The sequence below is a fragment of the Ottowia thiooxydans genome, assembly GCF_040548795.1.
Lineage (GTDB): Bacteria > Pseudomonadota > Gammaproteobacteria > Burkholderiales > Burkholderiaceae_C > Ottowia > Ottowia thiooxydans_A.
In genome coordinates, this window is sequence record NZ_JBEPSH010000015.1 from 33,530 (window position 1) to 53,307 (window position 19,778).

General features: G+C 60.4%; 18 protein-coding genes. 2 read left to right on the forward strand and 16 right to left on the reverse strand.

Annotation, left to right across the window (positions count from 1 at the left end; genetic code table 11):
* Window positions 1–117: 117 nt before the first annotated feature.
* The 11 genes from bamB to ABIE13_RS26170 all read right to left on the reverse strand — a co-directional run bounded on the left by bamB (window position 118) and on the right by ABIE13_RS26170 (window position 12,005).
* Window positions 118–1,257, reverse strand: a complete 1,140-nt coding sequence (bamB, locus tag ABIE13_RS26120) for an outer membrane protein assembly factor BamB (protein WP_354448989.1) — start codon at window positions 1,255–1,257, stop codon at window positions 118–120.
* Window positions 1,254–1,925, reverse strand: coding sequence for a YfgM family protein (locus ABIE13_RS26125; RefSeq protein ID WP_354448991.1), 672 nt, complete (start codon window positions 1,923–1,925; stop codon window positions 1,254–1,256). The genes bamB and ABIE13_RS26125 overlap by 4 nt, the downstream gene beginning before the upstream one ends.
* 122 nt (window positions 1,926–2,047) lie before the next feature.
* Window positions 2,048–3,346, reverse strand: a complete 1,299-nt coding sequence (hisS, locus tag ABIE13_RS26130) for a histidine--tRNA ligase (RefSeq protein WP_354448992.1) — start codon at window positions 3,344–3,346, stop codon at window positions 2,048–2,050.
* A 128-nt stretch (window positions 3,347–3,474) separates the two neighbouring features.
* Window positions 3,475–4,752: a flavodoxin-dependent (E)-4-hydroxy-3-methylbut-2-enyl-diphosphate synthase gene (gene ispG, locus ABIE13_RS26135; protein WP_354448994.1), complete on the reverse strand. Its 1,278-nt coding sequence runs from the start codon at window positions 4,750–4,752 to the stop codon at window positions 3,475–3,477.
* 9 nt (window positions 4,753–4,761) lie between these two features.
* Window positions 4,762–5,625 (reverse strand): helix-turn-helix domain-containing protein, encoded by an 864-nt coding sequence (locus ABIE13_RS26140; RefSeq protein ID WP_354448996.1) that lies wholly within the window; start codon window positions 5,623–5,625, stop codon window positions 4,762–4,764.
* Window positions 5,618–6,457 (reverse strand): type IV pilus biogenesis/stability protein PilW, encoded by an 840-nt coding sequence (gene pilW, locus ABIE13_RS26145; protein WP_354448998.1) that lies wholly within the window; start codon window positions 6,455–6,457, stop codon window positions 5,618–5,620. The genes ABIE13_RS26140 and pilW overlap by 8 nt, the downstream gene beginning before the upstream one ends.
* Window positions 6,457–7,656 (reverse strand): 23S rRNA (adenine(2503)-C(2))-methyltransferase RlmN, encoded by a 1,200-nt coding sequence (gene rlmN / locus ABIE13_RS26150; RefSeq protein ID WP_354449000.1) that lies wholly within the window; start codon window positions 7,654–7,656, stop codon window positions 6,457–6,459. Before rlmN ends, pilW begins: the two co-directional genes overlap by 1 nt.
* Window positions 7,657–7,866: 210 nt before the next feature.
* Entirely contained in the window at window positions 7,867–8,292 is a 426-nt protein-coding gene (gene ndk / locus ABIE13_RS26155) for a nucleoside-diphosphate kinase (RefSeq protein WP_354449002.1), read from the reverse strand.
* A gap of 90 nt (window positions 8,293–8,382) precedes the next feature.
* Complete coding sequence (locus ABIE13_RS26160) at window positions 8,383–9,723, reverse strand: pseudouridine synthase (RefSeq protein WP_354449004.1); 1,341 nt, start codon at window positions 9,721–9,723, stop codon at window positions 8,383–8,385.
* Window positions 9,720–10,805 (reverse strand): SMC-Scp complex subunit ScpB, encoded by a 1,086-nt coding sequence (gene scpB, locus ABIE13_RS26165; protein WP_354449006.1) that lies wholly within the window; start codon window positions 10,803–10,805, stop codon window positions 9,720–9,722. The genes ABIE13_RS26160 and scpB overlap by 4 nt, the downstream gene beginning before the upstream one ends.
* A gap of 135 nt (window positions 10,806–10,940) precedes the next feature.
* Window positions 10,941–12,005 (reverse strand): RluA family pseudouridine synthase, encoded by a 1,065-nt coding sequence (locus ABIE13_RS26170; RefSeq protein WP_436278491.1) that lies wholly within the window; start codon window positions 12,003–12,005, stop codon window positions 10,941–10,943.
* 14 nt (window positions 12,006–12,019) lie between these two features.
* On the opposite strand from ABIE13_RS26170, the gene ABIE13_RS26175 reads away from it, so the two are divergent.
* Window positions 12,020–12,823, forward strand: coding sequence for an outer membrane protein assembly factor BamD (locus tag ABIE13_RS26175; RefSeq protein WP_354449007.1), 804 nt, complete (start codon window positions 12,020–12,022; stop codon window positions 12,821–12,823).
* A gap of 170 nt (window positions 12,824–12,993) precedes the next feature.
* Here ABIE13_RS26175 and ABIE13_RS26180 read toward each other — a convergent pair whose 3' ends face one another.
* Entirely contained in the window at window positions 12,994–15,099 is a 2,106-nt protein-coding gene (locus ABIE13_RS26180; RefSeq protein ID WP_354449008.1) for an ATP-dependent DNA helicase, read from the reverse strand.
* A gap of 432 nt (window positions 15,100–15,531) precedes the next feature.
* On the opposite strand from ABIE13_RS26180, the gene ABIE13_RS26185 reads away from it, so the two are divergent.
* Complete coding sequence (locus ABIE13_RS26185) at window positions 15,532–16,308, forward strand: PP2C family protein-serine/threonine phosphatase (RefSeq protein WP_354449009.1); 777 nt, start codon at window positions 15,532–15,534, stop codon at window positions 16,306–16,308.
* Window positions 16,309–16,346: 38 nt separating this feature from the next.
* Here ABIE13_RS26185 and ABIE13_RS26190 read toward each other — a convergent pair whose 3' ends face one another.
* The 4 genes from ABIE13_RS26190 to ABIE13_RS26205 form a co-directional block, all read right to left on the reverse strand.
* Window positions 16,347–16,754, reverse strand: coding sequence for a hypothetical protein (locus ABIE13_RS26190; protein WP_354449011.1), 408 nt, complete (start codon window positions 16,752–16,754; stop codon window positions 16,347–16,349).
* A complete protein-coding gene (gene zapE, locus ABIE13_RS26195; RefSeq protein ID WP_354449074.1) occupies window positions 16,751–17,851 on the reverse strand; it encodes a cell division protein ZapE in 1,101 nt (366 codons plus the stop codon). Before zapE ends, ABIE13_RS26190 begins: the two co-directional genes overlap by 4 nt.
* Before the next feature lie 149 nt (window positions 17,852–18,000).
* A complete protein-coding gene (gene lpdA, locus ABIE13_RS26200) occupies window positions 18,001–19,428 on the reverse strand; it encodes a dihydrolipoyl dehydrogenase (protein ID WP_354449012.1) in 1,428 nt (475 codons plus the stop codon).
* A gap of 38 nt (window positions 19,429–19,466) precedes the next feature.
* Window positions 19,467–19,778 (reverse strand): PspC domain-containing protein, encoded by a 312-nt coding sequence (locus tag ABIE13_RS26205; RefSeq protein ID WP_354449014.1) that lies wholly within the window; start codon window positions 19,776–19,778, stop codon window positions 19,467–19,469.

Here is a 19,778-nt window from a genome sequence, read left to right on the forward strand (position 1 = left end):
GGCGCGGTTTTATGTGCAGATCAGCGTCGAACACTGCACCTGGGTCTTTTTCACCCGACGTTGGGCATGGACAGCCTTCTCAATTTCTTGAGAAAAGGCATTGAAGAAGGCATTGAATTAATCGGGAACGAAGCCATAGACTCCGCCTGAGCGGGTCACCACGACCAGAGTATTGCCAGCCGCAACCGGCGTGGTAGCCACTCCGGAGGAATCAGTCGTCAGTCGGTTCAGCGGGCTGCCGTTCTCGCGGGAAAGCATATGCACCAATCCGGTGCTGTCACCCACCACCACGGAGCGACCCAGCGACAAAGGCCCTGTCAGGACACGCCATTGCAATGCCTCATTGACCCAGCCACGATCACCCGTGGCGGAGCGCCAGGCCATGACTTTGCCGTCTGCCTCGGCGCCAAACAGCATTTCGCCGTCGCCAGCCACACCAGTAGCACCGTTGGCTGGCTTGCTCCAGCGCGTCGTGCCAGTGGCCGCTTCAATGCAGCCTACAGCGGTCTGGAACGCGCGCGCGCAGATTTCGGTGCCCTGCCGGCTTACCCCACTGACCAGATCGACCAAACGCTCGACATCGTTGGTACCTCGCGCTGCTGCGACGGGAGCTTCCCAAAGCACGGTGCCGCTATCGGGGTTGACCCCGACCAAACGACCCGCCAAGCCTGCGACAAGGTTGCCGTCCACCGCCAGCAAGACGCCGGATTGCCTGAGCACCAAGGGCTCTGCTGGCCGAGTCACATTCCAGATGACCGCGCCATTGCTTCCGTCCAGTGCCGTCAGGGAGCGATCAGCCCCCAGAACGAATACGCGCCCACCTGCGACCAGGGGCGCAGTAAAGCTCTGCGAGCTCAGCTTTCTGCGCCATAGCTCACGCCCGCCTGCCAGCGCCACCACCTGATTCGAGCGGGTGATCACAGCGCTGGTTCGTCCGTCACTGCCTACACCGGCAGCCAAGGGCTCACCGACTGCTGCGCGCGACAACTCACGCCCGGTGTCGGCGTTCAAAGTCACGACGGTGCCATCATCGCCAGCCACGACAACCTGGTTGCCTTGCACGCTGACCTGTAGCGGGAAAGTGACGGCCGGCAACTTAGCTGTCCAAGCCTGCCGCACAGCAACTTGAACGACGTTGGGCGGCAATTCAGCAGGCTTGGGGCGGCTCGAGCCCGCAGCGCAGCCTGCCAAAACGGCGCCTACCAGGAGCGAACCAACCAAAGGCAGCAAACGAGGGAAGCCTAACTTGCGGTTCATGCAGCGCCTCCAGCCTTTCCGGCTTCTGGATCAATACCCAGCGAATTCAGTTTGATACCGACAAGGCGACGGTATTCGCCGCTGGTGGCATCCATGCCTTGATAGGCCTTGCCGAATTCGGCAGCAGCCTCGGCACGCTTGCCTTGCAGCAAAAATACATCTCCCCGCCTGTCCGCGGCCAAAGGCACAAATTCAGATGGGAAGCTGCCCGACAATTGCTTGAGGGCTTCGTCGTAGGCTTTTTCGCCGGTCAGCAGTGAAGCCAGGCGAAGCCGCGCAACCGCCTTCATCCCCGCATCGGATCCCTTGTCGGCGACCCAGGCCAGAGCCGCCTTGGCTTCAGCTGTTTTTCCTTTTTCTGACAAGGCCTTGGCGGCTTCCAGACCACTCATGGCTGCGTAGGTTGTGCCGCCAAACCTGTCTTTCATGTCGGCCAGGGAGCGCTCGATGCGCGCCACATCGCCAGAGGCGATGGAGCTGGTCAACTCGTCGTGCATCATGGACGCTTTGGTCGCCTGCGAGCGCTGCCAGTATTGCCAACCGTTATAAGCTGCAAATGCGCCGAATATGACAATCAGCGCCCAGGTAATGAGATTGCCCCATTTTCTCCAGAAGTGCTTGAGTGCATCAATCTGCTCTTGTTCTTCTAGGTCGAGATGTGTAGCCATGTGTTCTGAATTAGGTTCAAGCTGTGGATTTTAGTGTGCTGTCCCGGGAACAGGCTGTACTAAATGAAATCAGTGCCTGCCTGTTCAAGGCAAGCTGGAAAACTAAAAGTCATGTGGGGCGGTTATTTCAAGGCAGTTGCCCACTTTGAAACTTCAGTCAGTGATTGGCGCTGTTGCTCCCCTGCGCCGTCACGCAAAGCCTTGACCGTCAATTCGCCTGCAGCCAATTCATCTGCCCCAAAAATCAGCGCGTATCTTGCGCCACTGGCATCGGCTTTCTTGAATTGGCTTTTCATGCTTCCCATGCCCTCGCCCGTGCCTGCATGCATCTGCACCGCAACGCCTTCAGAGCGTAGGGCATACAGGCAGCGCATGGCGGCAGGAACGGCAGACACATCCGGGATGATGGCATAAGCGTCAGGCGCAGGCTCTGGCGTCTGTACACCCTCTTCCTTCAGAAGCTCTAATACGCGCTCCACTCCCAGTGCCCAACCCACCGCTGGCGCGGCCTTGCCACCGATTTCCTGAATCAGGTAGTCATAGCGCCCGCCGCCGCAGATGGTGCCCTGCGAACCAAGTTTTTCTGTAATGAACTCGAAAACCGTCAGGTTGTAGTAGTCCAGGCCTCGCACCAGGCGGGGGTTGATGCTGTAGTCAATGCCATTGGCTTTCAAAATGGCTTGCACCGCCTCCAGATGCTTTTGCGAAGCCTCGCCCAGATAGTCCATGAGCCTGGGAGCGCCCTCGACCAGCGACTGCATGGCTGGATTTTTGGTGTCCAGAATGCGCAGTGGGTTGGCGTGCAAGCGGCGGCGCGCATCTTCGTCCAGTTGATCAGCGTGGGATTCGAAGTAGGCAATCAAGGCTGCACGGTGCTCGCGGCGCTCGTCGGGCTGGCCGAGGCTATTGAGTTCGAGTCGCCAATTTTTGATGCCCAGCGCGTCCCAGAGCTGGGCCGCCAGAAGAATCAGTTCGGCATCGACCTCCGGTCCGCCAAATCCCAGGGCTTCGGCGCCAATCTGGTGGAACTGCCGATAGCGCCCCCGCTGAGGGCGCTCCCGACGGAACATGGGACCCATGTAGTAGAGCCGTTTGCCGCCTTCGTAGAGCATGTTGTGCTCGCTGACCGCACGGACCACGCCTGCGGTGGATTCAGGGCGCAGCGTGAGATGCTCTGCATCTCCATTCTTGTCGGCCCGATCCTGAAACGAGTACATCTCTTTTTCGACAATGTCCGTGACCTCTCCCAGTCCACGAGTGAAAAGTTGCGTGTGCTCCATGATGGGCGTGCGAATATTTCGGTAGGCGCTACGAGCCATGACCTTGCGCACCACATCTTCCAGCCATTCCCAGCGCGCCGATTCCTGCGGCAGGATATCGTTCATGCCTTTGACGGCTGTAATCTGCTTTTCTTTTGACATCCCGAAAATCGCTGTTGTTGTCTCGCCCCAGAGGGTGGCGAACTGAAAAATGAATTGGCGAGTATGACCCCGCCGCTTGATGCTGCGGCGCCATGCCGCCTACGTATGCCTTGCCCTGCCCTGTAGCCTCAGGCCGTAGCGCCAAAGCGCTGCGCGATGTAGCGCTCCACGATCGCGTGGAATTCACTTGCAATATTTTCACCGCGCAATGTCATGGCTTTTTCGCCGTCAATAAAGACCGGCGCCGCAGGGGCTTCCCCCGTACCTGGCAGACTGATACCGATGTCGGCGTGCTTGCTCTCGCCTGGGCCGTTGACAATGCAGCCCATCACGGCCACTTTGAGATTTTCGACGCCAGGATACTGATGGCGCCAAACCGGCATCTGGGCACGAAGGTAATCGTCGATTTCCTTCGCAAGTTCCTGGAAGGTCACACTGGTGGTGCGTCCGCAGCCAGGGCAAGCCGTGACACTGGGCACGAAAACGCGCAAGCCCAAAGACTGCAGAATCTCCGAGGCGATCACGACTTCCTGCGTGCGCGCCTCACCCGGCTGAGGAGTCAGGCTGACGCGGATGGTGTCGCCAATGCCTTCTTGCAACAAGATGGCCAGCGCGGTGCTCGAAAACACCGTGCCGCGCGTGCCCATGCCCGCCTCGGTCAGCCCCAGGTGCAGCGGGTAGTCGCAGCGGCGAGCCAGCTCCCGGTAAACGGCAATCAGATCCTGGACACCGCTGACCTTGCAGCTCAGTATGACTTGATTAGGGCTCATCCCCAGGTTGACGGCCAGATTCGCGGACTCAATGGCCGAAGTGATGAGCGCCTCGTACATGACCTGCCGGGCTTCCCAAGGCTTGGCTCGCTGGCTGTTGGTGTCCATCAGGCCTGCAAGCAGCTCCTGGTCCAGACTGCCCCAGTTCACGCCAATACGCACGGGCTTGTCCCACTTCAGCGCAGCTTCAATCATCTGGCCGAACTGACGGTCTTTCTTGTCGCCCTTGCCCACGTTGCCGGGGTTGATGCGGTATTTGCTGAGTGCTTCCGCACAAGCAGGGAAATCCGACAGCAGCCTGTGGCCGTTGTAGTGAAAATCACCGATCAAGGGGACATCGACCCCCATGCGATCAAGCTGTTCCCGGATGTAGGGTACTTGCGCAGCGGCTTCCGGCGTATTGACGGTAATACGCACCATCTCGCTGCCCGCAAGCGCCAGTTCCTTGCACTGTATGGCGGTTCCAATGGCATCCACGGTGTCGGTGTTGGTCATCGACTGCACGCGAACGGGCGCGTTGCCACCAATGGTTACAACACGCTGGCCCCAGGTAACCCGCGCCTGACGCGAGCGATGTGGCGCTGGCGTGGCGAGTTCAATCGGGCGTGATTGTGAAAGTAGATCGGCGCTGTCCATCTTTGCACCTCATTCGACTTGAAAACGAGCCACGTTGGATTGGCCCGCCGATTTCATCACGTAAGGCTGGCCGCGCACTTTGACGGTGACGGCATCTTTGCGCCCAATCGTGACATTGAGCGGCACGGCCCCACCAGCCGAGACTGTTTCTCCTGCGGCAATTGCACGGTTGATCACCTGCTTGCCTGCAGCATCGCGCACGGTAACCCAGGTTTCAGCCGTTGCAACGATGACCAGGAGTTGATCAGCGGATGCCGGCAGGGAAGCAGCCGCCGCAGGAACAGAAGCAGGTTCAGCCGGCGCCGCAGCCATGGGAGGCTCTGCAGGCGCTACAGCTTCGACAGGAGGGCCGGGCGTGACGCTTTCATTCACGCTGCCATCGCTATTGACTGAGGTCGCAGGCGCACTGAGCTGGATGGGCAATGTGGGTAGCAGCCACAAGAGCGCCGCTCCGGCCAGCAACAGGCCGACGACGACCACCAGGGGTTTTGAAATCCCTGTATTGAGCATGGGCGTTGGGCGGTCGCCGACTCGCCGGAACGACTGATTGATCTCCTGGCTCTGTGCCCGCAATCCAATTCCAGCTGCAGGCATACGCGCCAGCACAGGCGCAGGGTCAGCGCCAAAGGCGCGGCAAACCGCGGCTGCCAGGCCACGCGCGAAGGTGACGTCTGGCAAGTGTTCCAGGCTATCGGCCTCAAGGGCTTCCAGCTTTTGCTGAGGAACCTTCAGGACACTGGCAAGTACGGCCACATGCACGCCTGCAGCTTCCCGCATTTGCCGCAGCATGGTGCCTGCGGAAAGATCACTCGAAACATGGTCGGCGGGGGTATGGTCGACGGGGGTGCTGGGCGTGGAGTCGTTTTCAATCATCAAATGATCCCCGTTCGAAGGACTGCAGTTCCCGCGACTGGGGAAAGCGCCTACGGAGTTGTGAAGCCAGTTGTTCCATGGCCTGGGGGTTGTTCATGCGCCGCTCTACCTTGATGCCGAGCCAGAGCGATTCGGCATTGGCCTGTTCGCTGTTGTTCAAGCGTCGAATGTAGAACTGCGCCCGGGAGTAGTCCCCACGCAGATAAAGCAGCTGCGAAAGGTTGTAGCCTGTGACAGGATTGGCCGCGTCAAGCTCATAAGAGCGCATTAACGTGGTTTCTGCGGTAGCGCGATCGCCGCCGCGTGCTTCACAGATGCCTTGCGTCATGAGCGTGCGCGCGCGGCCAGGGTAGCCCGGCACACCCAGGGCGCGCTGAAAGGACTGCGCCGCGTCAGGGTAACGACGCTGCTCGCATTGCAGCCAGCCGAGGTTGTGCCAGGCGTTGGCGTCTCTCGAATCAATGCTGATGGCACGCTGAAAATGGGCTTCTGCCAGTTGCACGTCGTTGAGCTGCATGTAGATCATGCCGCCGAGGTTGTAGGCATCGGCGAAGGTTGGGTCGATCTGCACGACCCTCTTGAATTCATCCAATGCCACCGTGTGCTGGCCATTCTCGAAGTAGCCTACAGCCAGCGCCAAGCGCGTGCGCGCTCGTCTGCGCGCTTCGCTGTCGTCAGACGGAGTCTGAATGCCAGCACTGGACAAATCAGCGTTGGCCCCCCCCACACCGCCAGGTTGGCTGGCGCAACCCACCAGGGCCGCCAGCATGGCCAGCAGACCTAGCAAGTGCGCAGGTGAGAAGATGGGGCGACGCTGTGAAGTAAGGGGCATCAGGTGGTTTTTCCGTGAACATCGGAGCCTGCACCGCCCAGGCGGTGCAGCACGACAGTTCGCTGGCGTGCGACGCGCTCCTGCACACGAGTGCGGTCGCGCACATCGCCCGCCAACTGCCCGCAAGCCGCATCTATGTCGTCACCGCGTGTCTTGCGAACTGTAGTAACAATACCAGCATCAATCAACATTTTCGCGAAAGCCTGCACGCGCGGTGCGGGCGAGCGTGTAAGGCCGGAAGCAGGGAACGGATTGAACGGAATCAGGTTGAACTTGCAGCGCAAGCCCTTTTCAGCATGCCGGCGCACCAGCTCTATCAAGGCCTGGGCTTGCTCGGGCGTGTCGTTCACCCCATCAAGCATGCAGTATTCAAAGGTAATGAAGTCGCGTGGCGCGTGCTCGAGATAACGCACGCACGTCTCCAGCAGCTCATCTACCGGGTACTTGCGGTTCAGTGGAACCAGGTGGTCACGCAAGGCATCGCCAGGCGCGTGCAAGGAGACCGCCAGCGCCACCGGGCAATCGCGCGCCAGCCGGTCCATCATGGGCACCACGCCAGAGGTCGAGACGGTCACGCGCCGCCTGGACAGGCCATAGCCGTGATCGTCCAGCATGGTGCGCAATGCAGGCACCAATGCGTTGTAATTCTGAAGCGGCTCGCCCATACCCATCATCACCACGTTGGAGATGACGCGTTGGTCCGTTTTGAGGTGTTTGCGCAGGAAATGCTCTGCAAACCAAAGCTGAGCCGTGATTTCACCCGTCGTGAGGTTGCGGCTGAAACCTTGATGCCCTGTGGAGCAGAAACGGCAGTTCACAGCGCACCCCGCCTGCGATGAGATGCAAAGCGTTCCGCGATCTAATACGGGAGAGCCTCCCGCGGACGACGCTTCGTCGTCAAATTCGGGAATGAACACCGCTTCCACGGCATCGCCACCACCGACGTCGAACAGCCACTTGATGGTGCCGTCTTTCGACTCGTGCTGGCTGACTACCGGCAAAGCCGTCACGTGGGCGACGCCGGCCAGTTTTTCTCGCAGTGATTTGGCGAGATCGCTCATGGCGCCAAAATCAGAGGCACCGCGCTGGTGAATCCAGCGGAATAGCTGTGTAGCCCGAAAACGCTTTTCGCCCAGCGTTTCGCAATAGGCTGCCAAGCCGTTCAGATCAAAGTCGAGCAGGTTGACACTGGCGGTCATGCGCGATTTCCCTTCGAACAGAGGCTTGACTTGCAAAAAGGGGGTGGATGTCCCGAGGGTGTTGCCGGCATGGCCCCAGGCAGGGACAAGCCCTCTGACCCGTCCTCACCCCAGTGAGGGAGAGCCAGGTTCAGAGCTACGCTTTGGCGTGGGGCAAGATTTTTGGACACCCTTGGAAGCCGCGCCTGCAAGCACAGGCGCGATTGCAGATTAACGATTGAAGATTTCCGTGCCGGGGAAGAAGAAGGCGACTTCAACGGCTGCGGTTTCGGGAGCGTCGGAGCCATGGACTGCATTGGCATCGATGGAGTCAGCGAAATCGGCGCGGATGGTGCCAGGAGCTGCTTTCTTGGGGTCGGTAGCGCCCATCAGGTCGCGGTTCTTGGCGATGGCGCCTTCGCCTTCCAGAGCCTGGATCATCACAGGGCCGGAGATCATGAAGTCCACCAGATCCTTGAAGAAAGGACGCTCTTTGTGCACGCCGTAGAAAGCTTCAGCTTCGCGGCGGGACAGGTGAGCCATACGGGAAGCGACCACTTTCAGGCCGGCAGCCTCGAAGCGGGCGTAGATCTGGCCGATGACGTTTTTAGCAACTGCGTCAGGCTTGATGATGGAGAGTGTGCGTTCGATTGCCATGTGAATATTTCCTGAAAGGTTTTTGAAATTTTTTCTGCGCACCGGGCAGACAAATAGGTTTCCCGGGCAAAGCCTTTGATTTTAACCGGCTTACCGCTTACGGCTGCCACCGCGTGGGCCGCCGAAGCCGGGGCCAGAGGCCGGTCCTCGTCTATCGCCACCATTACCACCGGACTTGGATGCCCTTTTGCGCTGCCGTGACAAAGCGTCTGCCCCAATGAAGCCCACCGAAGTTTTCAGGGGATCAGGCTGGCCATGTGCGCCATCGCCTTCTACAGGCCGCGGGTCCTCGCGGCGACGAGGCCCAGAGAAAGCTGGCCGAAAAGGCACAGGAGTCTCAGGGGCTTTGGTCCTGCTTGGGCGTGGTCCGGAGCCCCGGCCCCGGTCCGCCCTGCCGGACGACTTGCGCGGAGCCGGGACTTGCCCGGCGGAAGTGTCTTGCGGTGTTCCGCGCAACGTAGCCCCGGAAACCCCTGCAGCCTGGCCCAGGGAGTAGATATCGTTCTCGTGCAACTCCATCCACTGCCCGCGCCGAAGCCCGCGTGGCAACAGCATGGCGCCGTAGCGAATGCGGATCAGCCGGCTTACCGCATGGCCGACAGCTTCAAACATGCGCCGGACCTCACGATTTCGGCCCTCGGAAATGGTGACGCGATACCACTGGTTGGCGCCCTCGCCCACACCTTCGGCCTTGATGGATTCAAATTGTGCGGGCCCGTCAGCCAGCGTTACGCCATCCAGCAGCTTTTGACGCTCTTCGGTTGTCAAAGCGCCCAGAACCCGCACCGCGTATTCGCGCTGCAGGCCAAAACGCGGATGCATCAAACGATTGGCCAGCTCACCGGAGTTGGTAAACAGCAACAGGCCTTCGGTATTGAGATCGAGTCGACCGACAGATTGCCATTTGCCCTGGGCCAGATACGGAAGCCTGCGAAAGACGGTAGGCCTGTTTTGCGGGTCGTCGCGCGTGACCACCTCGCCCACTGGCTTGTGATAGGCCAGCACCCTGGCCGGAGGGGTCCGCAGTGTCACGCGGACCGGCTTGCCATTGATTTTGATCTGATCATCCAGCTGCACCCGCTGACCCACGTGCGCCGGCTGGTTGTTGACCGTGATGCGCCCTTCCAGGATCAGCTTTTCCATCTCCATGCGTGAACCCAGGCCGGCCTGCGCGAGCACCTTGTGCAGCTTGGGCTGCTCGACTTCCGGGCTCAGCACACGTTTGGATGGGCCTTGAGGCGCCTGTTCGTCCTTTTCTGAAGATTCTGATGCTTCAGAAGCCGCCAATTCTTCGTCGAAGCGGCCGGAGAGGACATCCTCGAAGTTCACGGCCTCTTCGGCGTTGCCTTTCTGAGGCGCCTTGGAGGAGTTAGCGGGCGCTGGAGATTCATCGGTCGGTTCCGCAGAGGAGGACTGCTGGTCTGGATTCATGGCGTTTTGTTCTCGTTGGTGTCGGCGGGAGGGGTTTCGCCAGCAGGGTCTTCGGAAGAAAGGGGGGGCGTGGGCGCCTCGGGAGACAGTGACGACTCAGGCTCGACCTCTGCCCCTGTTGCAGGGTCTGTCTCTGGCTCGCCAGGGTGCTGACTGAGTGGTTCGACCTCAGGATCAACCCAAGGTTCAACTGACGCCTCGGCCAGCGAGCCATCGGCGGGCCCTTCGGGAGATGGAGCCACTGAATCGGCTTGCAGGTCGCCTTCAGGCTGGGCTTGTCCCAAGGCGGAGGGGTCCGTTTCGGGCATGGAGACCGAATCAGGCACCGATTCGGATGCCGATTCGGATGCCGATTCCGGTGCCGACTCGGGCGGCAGTTCCGCATCGGACTGCAGAGGCAGTTCAGGCTGCGTATCGTGGGAGGAATCGGCGGATTCTGCTGATGGCAGGTCTGCCGCCGCCTGAACGCCCTCTTGCGCCACATCGGATTCGGCTTCTGTAGCGTCTTGCGTCTCCGGCACAGCTTCAGACTCAGGCTGAAGGGCATCGAACATGGTGGCGACCTGCTCAGGGATGGATTCAAGCAGGGGAAGTTGATTGAGCGACTCCAGGCCCAGATCGTCCAGGAACTGCCGCGTGGTGGCATATAGCCCGGGTCTGCCTATGGTTTCGCGGTGCCCAATGACTTCGACCCAACCACGGTCTTCAAGCTGTTTGATCAACTGCGAATTGACCGTGACGCCGCGGACGTCTTCAATATCGCCGCGCGTGACCGGCTGACGATACGCAATGATGGCCAGGGTCTCCAGCGTCGCGCGCGTGTACTTGGGCGGCTTTTCCGGATGCAGGCGGTCCAGATACTCGCGCATTTCGGGCCGGCTCTGAAAACGCCAGCCACTGGCAACCTGAACCAGCTCGACACCGCGTGGGGTCCAGTCGTCCTGCAATTCCAGCAACATGGACTTGATGGAGTCTGCTCCCAACTGATCTTCGAACAGCGTGCGGAGATCTCGCAGCGGCATGGGCTGCTGCGCGCAGATGAGTGCAGTCTCCAGAATGCGCTTGGCCTCGACGGTGTTCATGGAGCTCTTTTATGGGGGGCGATCAAAACGCCTGTGGAAGATGACATGGCCGCTGCGCCGCTCCAGAGGGACCGGCGCGCGACATTGAATAAAGACATTAGCGGCAAAATGCCGCAGCCTTCAGCCCGGCAGTCATTAGCCTCGGACTTCAGGATTGTAATCAAGCCCCCAGTTTGCCAGCGCACTGACGATATCTGCTGGTAGCGGGGAAACAAATTGCAGCGATTCGCCCGTCATGGGGTGATCAAACGCCAGCTTCTCCGCGTGCAGTGCCTGCCGCTGCATACCCGCCGCCGGCGCACCGCCGTACAACCCGTCCGCGAGCAAGGGATGACCCAGGCTGGCCATGTGCACACGAATCTGATGGGTACGTCCTGTAACAAGACGGCAGCGAACCAGACACCCCTCCTCCACGTTTTGCAGCAATTCGAACATGGTCTGGGCAGACTTCCCAGAATTCACATTGATATCCACCACGGCCATGCGCAAGCGGTTGCGGGGGTCTCGGCCAATGGCAGCATCCACGGTACGGCTTTCCGGCCCACTCCAGGCACGGTGGGCCAAGGCCAGGTATTCGCGTTTGACTTCACGGGCGGCAATTCGGGCCACCAATGCCTCCATGGCGGCGCGGCTACGGGCTACCACCATAAGCCCGCTGGTGTCCTTGTCCAGGCGGTGCACGATGCCCGCGCGCGGCAAAAGGCCGGCTTTGGCGTCCCGGGCCAACAGCCCATTGAGCAAGGTACCGCTCCAATTACCAGGAGCCGGGTGAACCACCAACCCTGCTGGTTTGTCTATGACCGCCAGATGCTCGTCTTCATACAGCACATGCAGATCCATGGCCTGTGGCACGAAAGCCTGAGTCTGGGGTGTGGGCCGTAGCTCGACTTCCAGCCGCTCTCCCGCCTTCACGCGTTGTGCAGGCTTGCGCACGGCCGCGCCGTTGAGGAGTGCAGCGCCGTCTTCTATCAGTTGGCGCAGGTAATTGCGAGAAAACTCGGCAACCAAGGCTGCCAGGGCGCGGTCCAGCCGTTCTCCGTGCAACGCGGCCGGCACGGAGAACTGGCGCTGCTCCGACTCGGCAGCCGTATCGGCTGCGTCGTCTTCCAGCGCCCAGTTTTCTGAATTTTTCGCTCCCTCGCCGGGGTCTGGAGCTTGGGCAGAAGGGGTGCCCGATATAATTGGAGGAGTCTGAATCAAGAGGATCGCCTGTGATGCATCGTGCCCGATTATCAGCCGCCGCCAGCGGAGTGCTTGCGTTGGCAACGCTGCTCGCGGCTTGTTCGTCAAAACCCATCGACCAGACCGCTGGCTGGAGCCCCAACCGCATCTACGCGGAAGCCAAGGACGAAATCAATTCCGGCGGCTTCGACAAAGCTGTCCCGCTGCTGGAAACCCTGGAAGGCCGCGCTGCTGGCACGCCTCTGGCCCAGCAGGCTCAGCTCGAAAAAGCTTACGCGCAATTCAAGAACGGGGAAAGAGCCGAGGCATTGTCCACTCTGGACCGCTTCATTCGCCTCCACCCGGCCAGTCCGGCACTGGATTACGCGCTCTACATGAAGGGTGTCATCAACTTCAATGATGAGCTCGGCATGTTCTCGTTCATTTCGCGTCAGGACCTGTCCGAACGCGACCAGCGTGCGGCCAAGGAAGCCTTTGAGTCCTTCAAGGAACTCGTCACGCGCTTTCCGGATTCGCGTTACACGCCAGATGCGCGCGCCCGCATGATCTATACGGTCAATGCCCTTGCGCAGTACGAAGTGCACGTAGCGCGCTACTACTACAACCGCGCCGCCTATGTGGCCGCGGTGAACCGCGCGCAGCAGGCCGTGAGCGATTACCGCGATGCGCCTGCGCTTGAGGAAGGCCTCTACATCATCATGCAGTCCTACGACAAGCTCGGCATGACGCAGCTGCGTGACGATGCGCAGCGCGTCCTGGAAAAAACCTACCCAAACAGCCAGTACTCAGCCAACGGCTTCAAGCCGAAGTCAACACCCTGGTGGCAGATCTGGTAAATCGGCCTTGAGCATGATGAGCGCACCCACAATGAGTGCGTTCATGCCCCGAATCAGCTCTTCTTCTATCTCCACCTCTTCAGAGATTCGGCATTCCCACCTGCGCGGAGCCGGCCGTCCGTGAATGACGGGCACAAGTGGCAAGCAGGATTAACGCCTGCCTCCACCCCTCAAGCGTCAATCATCACACCCTCCTGCAGATCAGGCTTGACCAAGGTCTGCAGCGTCTCTTGAAACGCGGCCTCATCCGCCAGTCTGCGCATCGGTGGCAATGCGGCCAGCAGGCGCTTGCCGTAGCCCATGGACGTGAGACGCGTATCGCAAATGACCAGCATGCCGGTATCGGTCTCGCGACGAATCAAGCGCCCGGCCCCCTGCTTGAGCGCCACAGCGGCTTCGGGAATGGAATAGTCGGCAAACGCGCTCCGCCCTTCCGCTTCGATGCGGCGGCAACGTGCTTCCACGAGAGGGTCGCCTGGTGGTGGAAACGGCAGCTTGTCTATCACCACCACCTGAAGCGTATCTCCGGGAAGGTCAACCCCTTCCCAGAAGGACGCAGAAGCCACCAGAACAGCCCCGCCCTGCCCTGACGAACTGGCTGAGTTGGCCGCGCGAAAGCGGTCCATCAGCACACGCTTGGGCAATTCGCCTTGCACCAGCACTTCCACGTGCGTGCCCTTAAAACGTTCCGAGAGCTTTTCGCCAATCGTGCGAAGCGCCCGCAGCGTCGTGGTGAGCACCAGCGTGCGGCCCCTCAGGCGTTCCACCGCATCACCCGCAATACGCGCCACCTGCGCGCCATGTGCGGGGTCATTGGGCTTCACGATCTGCCTGGGCACATAAAGCGCCGCCTGCCGTGCATAGTCGAAAGGGCTGCCCACGCGCAATATCTCGGCCTCACTCAAACCGCACGGCCCGGTGAACCACGTGAGATTGGGATCGTCCCCCAACGTGGCAGAGACAAACACCCAGGCGCGTGAGGGGACCGCCTCTGAAGCCGCTTCTGGTGCCTGCTCTGTCTCAGAGCTTCCAAGCAAACGCGTTCGCACAACGTCGGCAATATCCAGCGGTGATTCCATTAACCTCAACTGGCTTCCCACGTCTGCCCAGCGCACTGCCCCTGCCTCGCACTCCCCTGCAAAACGCGCTACTTTTTCGCACAGCAGCACGGCACGCTCGTGCAGGCGGACGAAATCTGGAGCGAGCTCGCTCACCTTGTCCAGCCCTTCGGCGGCCTGCAAAAGCGCTTCACCCAGCTTGCCCAGCGACTGCCTCCATTCGCGCGGCTCTATACCCTCTGGCATTTCGTCTACCCAACGCAGGCGCGTGCTGCCGCGGTTGGAGCCAAAGATCATGCGCAAGTCGCGAGCCGCGATCTCCACGCCGTTGGACAACAAGGACCAATCTACCAGGCCGCGCGCCTGCTGCAATCCCACGGCCAGAAGGTCGCGTGAAAAATCCAGCAACTGCGCTGTGCCCAGGTGTTGGCCCAGAAACTGGATGCCGGTTTCGTTGAGCTGGTGCGCTTCGTCGAAGATCACCACCCGCACCGTGGGCAGCAGCTCCGCCATGCCCGACTCGCGAATCGCGAGATCGGCAAAGAACAAATGGTGGTTGACCACCACCACATCAGCGGCCATGGCTTCGCGCCGAGCCAGGTTGACGTGACAGGCGCGCCATTTGGGACACTCTGCGCCCAGGCAATTCTCACGCGTGGACGTGACCAACGGAATCACGGGCGAGTTCTCATGCAGGCCAGGCAGCTCAGCCAGATCTCCGGTACGTGTGGTCTGTGCCCAGCGCTCTATTTTTGAGATGGCGTGCTGCAAGCCTCGCTCATAGGTCCCAAGCGCCTGCGGCGCGGCTTCAAGGCGGTGCAGACACAAATAACTGCCCCTGCCCTTGAGCAGGGCCATGCGCACCGGCAAATTCAAAGAACGCGCCAGCGAGGGAAGATCGCGCCCGAAAAGCTGATCTTGCAGCGTTTTCGTTGCGGTGGAGAGCAACACACGCTCACCGGACAGCAGTGCGGGCACCAGATACGCGAACGTCTTGCCCACGCCGGTAGCGGCCTCAGCCACCAGAACGCCGCCGCCGGCCACCACCCTGGCCACGGCTTGGGCCATGCGAGTCTGCCCCTCGCGTGGGCAAAACGTGTCGGCAGCCTCGGCCAATGGGCCATGGGGTGCAAACACCGCGCTCACAGCCTCTTGCAGCGATTGCACGGGGTCAACCGCGCCGCCGCTTTCCAGTGGAGAGTCGTCAGGTGAGTTCATTCGAACTTCTGGCAGGGTGTTGCCCCGAATGCAGTTGGGAGGCGGCAAAGCCGAATGCTGGCTTTCCGAAGCAAAGGTATCCTGTAGAGAGAACGCACTTCGCAACGGCGGGATGCCCCTTGAGAGCGCGCGTTGGCGACTGTGTGGGCTAACAAGTAAGAATTTGGAATCACAAGAGATATTAAACCTGTAAACGGCGCTGGGCTCATGCGGCGCCCTCTTCTGAAGAGAGCAATGATCGTTGAACACGCCTGCGCGCTCTCGCTCGATAATACGATCTTGGAAACCGATGACTATTCATGATGCCAATGGCAACAAACCGATTGCTATTTCCCGACGAAGGCCACATGAACCTCGTTTTTCGCTGCTTCGCGCGCCCTCACCCTCTGTGTGAGACCGCGACGCCGCCATTCCACCATAGGCCCTAGGATCATGGAACAAGGTTATCGACTCAACGCTTCCACCGGCCTGCACAAGGGGGACAGGGAGTATCAGCAGGACCAGGTGGGGCTGCTGATTCATCCCCGAACATCGGGTTGCGTCATGGGCGTAGTGGCCGACGGCATGGGAGGACGCACCGGCGGGCGCAAAGCCTCTGATCAGGTCCTGCTCACCGCGCGCCAGCTCTTCGAGCGTCATTCCCCCAATGACGACAATCCTGCGGATCTGCTGCGCCGCATTGTGGAAGAAGCGCATACGGTCATCAGGCTCACCGCCATATCAGCCGAGCAGGAGCCGCACAGCACCATCGCCGCCTTTGTGATTGAGCCAGGAGGAGAATGCCACTGGATTCACTCCGGAGATTCACGCCTGTATCACTTTCGTGGCAAAAAAATGCTGGCACGCACCAGCGATCACTCCTACGTGCAGGCGTTGATCGACGAAGGCAGGCTGACCCCGGAAGAAGCCCTGGTGCACCCCAATTCCAATGTGCTGATGAGCTGCCTGGGCACCGAGGAACCGCCCCAAATGGCGACCTATCAGACCTCGCGCTTGAGGATTGGTGACTCCATCCTGGCTTGTTCAGACGGGCTTTGGCAATACTTCACCACCGAAGAGCTCGGTTCGGTATTGCACTCTCTACCGCCCCGCAGGGCCAGTGAATTCTTGACCACCAAGTCCCGCACCCGGTCCATGGGGGGTGGAGACAACATTTCCTTGGTTATCGTGAAGGTTGAGGCGCTGGCTGAAAGCAAGCCAGGAGCGTAGGGGCCAAGGGAAAGAGTGACCGCGCGGCAATCCAGCAATCAGCTGCCGTCGCGCTGCTTCTGCTCCAGATTGCGCAGCCGGTTCTCTGCGCGGCGTCTGCGCTCCAAATCGTTCAAGGCCAGCTCTTCCTGGCGCAACTTGTCCAGGGTGCTCCGACGCTCATCCGTCGCCCCGCGGATGCAGTCATTGACGGTAAAGCGCTGCCAGCACAGCTTCTCAGCGTCTGCGAATTTAGTCGCAACCGCCTCACGGGCTGCAGATATGCGGGTTCTATGACCTTCCAGCCATGGCCCCAAACCGTCATCCGGAGGAGCACCTGCCACCAGCGTGCGTGCAGCCTCCGCATCGACCGCTTTTTGTGAAGCAACCAGTTCATGGTGCGGCGTGCCACAGGCTCCCAGCAATCCGCTCATCAACACAAGGGCACTCAGGTATTGGAGTTTCATGTCAGGTGCGTGTCCACAGTTCGATGTTCCAAAGCCAGATACTCAGTTGACTGCATTTCGTTCAGGCGACTCACCGTGCGCGGGAACTCATGGGCCAGGGGGCCTTCGGTGTAGAGCTCTTCCGGGGGTACGGCAGCCGATAGTATGAACTTGACTCGCCTGTCATACAAAACATCTACCAGCCATGTAAAGCGACGGGCCTCCGAGGCGTGCCGCACGAACATCTGCGGAACATCGGACAGCAGTACCGTGTGGAACTGGCTGGAGATCTCCAGATAATCATTTTGCGAACGAGGGCCGCCACAGAGTGTTTTGAAATCAAACCACACGACACCACCCGCACGCCGGCGCGCTTGAATCTCGCGTGATTCGATCGTCATGACGGGGCTCTCATCCTGCGAAACCGCCAGGCTGTTGAAAGCCTCTGTCATCGCGGCATCAGCCTTGGGGCCGAGGGGGGTGTGGTAGAGCTCCACCTGCTCCAGCGTACGGCGGCGGTAGTCGGTGCCGTTGTCTACGTTGAGCACTTCCATGCGCGCGTTCAGCAGTGCAATGGCCGGCAAAATACGGTCACGATGCAAGCCGTTCGGATAGAGGTTGTCCGGCTTGAAGTTGCTGGTGGTCACAAAACCCACGCCGTTTTCAAACAACGACACCAGCAGCCTGTGCAAGATCATGGCGTCCGTGATGTCTGCCACGTGGAATTCGTCGAAGCAAATCAGCTTGAAGCGGTTGGCAATGCGCCTGCCCAGTTCGTCGAGCGGGTTGACCGTGCCCTGCAAGCCTGCCAGCTCCCTGTGCACTTCACGCATGAACTCGTGAAAGTGCAGCCGTGTCTTGCGGCGAATAGGCACAGCGTTGAAAAAGCAATCCATCAAAAAGCTTTTACCCCGGCCCACCCCGCCATACATGTAAACCCCGCGAGGCACTTCGGGGCGATTCAGCAGCTTCTTGAAGCGGTTGGAGCGCTTTTCCTTGTAGACCGCCCAGTCGTCCGCACAGCGCTGCAGCGCCTCTACTGCGCGCAATTGCGCTGGATCGCTCTGGAACCCTCTGGTCTTTAGTTCGGCCTCATAGGCCTCCCGCACTGCATTCATCCGCGCCACCGCTCCCTGTTTGTGCGCCACATCCTTGCGAGCCACATCTGCCCGGCAATCATCGGCTTCGGCCTGCACCGCCCTGCACAGGCTCTGCGTATGTGCAAGAGAAGTGCAGGCAGCGCGGGGCCGAAGTGGCCCAAGCTTTCTTAGAAATTGAGCGTACGCTTGTCCACCGCCAACGCGGCTTCTTTCGTGGATTCGCTCAAAGATGGGTGTGCGTGGCAAATGCGCGCAATGTCTTCGCTGCTGGCGCGGAAAGCCATGGCAACGCAGGCTTCTGCAATCAGCTCACTTGCCATGGGGCCCACCACGTGCACGCCCAGAATCTCATCCGTAGCGGCATCTGCCAGCATTTTGACCATACCGGTGGTGTCGCCCAGCGCGCGAGCGCGCCCGTTGGCCAGGAATGGGAATGTGCCGGCCTTGTACTTCACGCCATCGGCCTTGAGCTGCTGCTCGGTCTTGCCAACCCAGGCGATCTCAGGGCTGGTGTAGATCACCCATGGCACCAGATTGAAGTCCACATGGCCGTGCTGGCCGGCGATGCGCTCAGCCACTGCCACGCCTTCTTCTTCGGCCTTGTGCGCCAGCATGGGGCCACGCACCACGTCGCCCACCGCCCACACGCCGGGAAGGCTGGTACGGCATTCGTCGTCCACCACGATGGCGCCACGGTCATCCAGCTTCAAGCCCACGGCTTCAGCGTTCAAGCCGTTGGTGTTGGGTACGCGGCCAATGGAGACGATGAGTTTGTCGACGTCCAGCGTCTGGGCTTCGCCCTTGGCGTTGGTGTAGGCCACGCTCACGCCTTTTTTGGCGGCCTTGATCTCGCCCACTTTCACGCCCAACTCAACCTTGAGGCCTTGCTTGTCAAAAGCTTTGCGTGCTTCTTTGGCGATCTGCTCATCCACCGCGCCCAGGAAGGTAGGCATGGCTTCGAGCACGGTCACTTCAGCACCAAGACGGCGCCAGACGCTGCCCATTTCCAGGCCAATGACGCCAGAGCCAATCAGGCCCAGTTTCTTGGGCACACCACCGATGCGCAATGCGCCATCGTTGGACAGCACGTTCTCTTCATCAAACGGCACGCCGGGCAGCGCGCGGGCACTGGAGCCCGTAGCCACGATGATCTGCTTGGCTGTGAGTGTTTCGGCCTGTGCACCAGTCACGGCGATTTCATAGCCGCCTTCAACGGGCTTGACGAAAGAACCACGGCCGTGGAAGAAACTGACCTTGTTCTTCTTGAACAGGTACAAGATGCCGTCGTTGTTCTGTTTGACCACGGCGTCTTTGCGCGCGATCATCTTGGCCGAATCCATGGTCAGGCCGCTGACGGAAATGCCGTGGTCTGCAAAATGTTTGGCCGCGTGCTCGTAATGCTCGGAGCTTTGCAGCAGTGCCTTGGAAGGAATGCAACCCACGTTGGTGCAGGTACCGCCGGGCGCAGGGCCACCGGCAGCGTTTTTCCATTCGTCTATGCAGGCTACGGTAAAGCCCAGTTGTGCGGCGCGAATGGCGGCAATGTAGCCGCCAGGGCCGGCACCGATGACGATGACGTCGAAATTCTTGGACATGATGTTGGAGTTTTCCGGTCAGGAAGATCTGCGGGCCGTCATTCCTCAGGCACGAAGATCCATAAAAGTAGATAAGCCACGATTCCCATGCCGCCCATCAAAAGCAGCACGGAAAAAATAAGGCGCCAGCCCCAGCTTTCCAGCCCGGTGGAGCGCGCCAGTCCGCCGCAGACTCCAGCGAGCCACCGATCGGATCGGCTGCGCCGGAGCTGGTTGAGCGCGTTCAGCACCGGTCCGCCAGCAGGCATACCGCCAAGGAGCCTGTCCTTGGCTTGCTGAAACTCAGCCTCACTCAACGCCCCGTTGCGGCGCATTTCATCGAGCCGTGCTAGGTCGTCAGTGAGGGACAT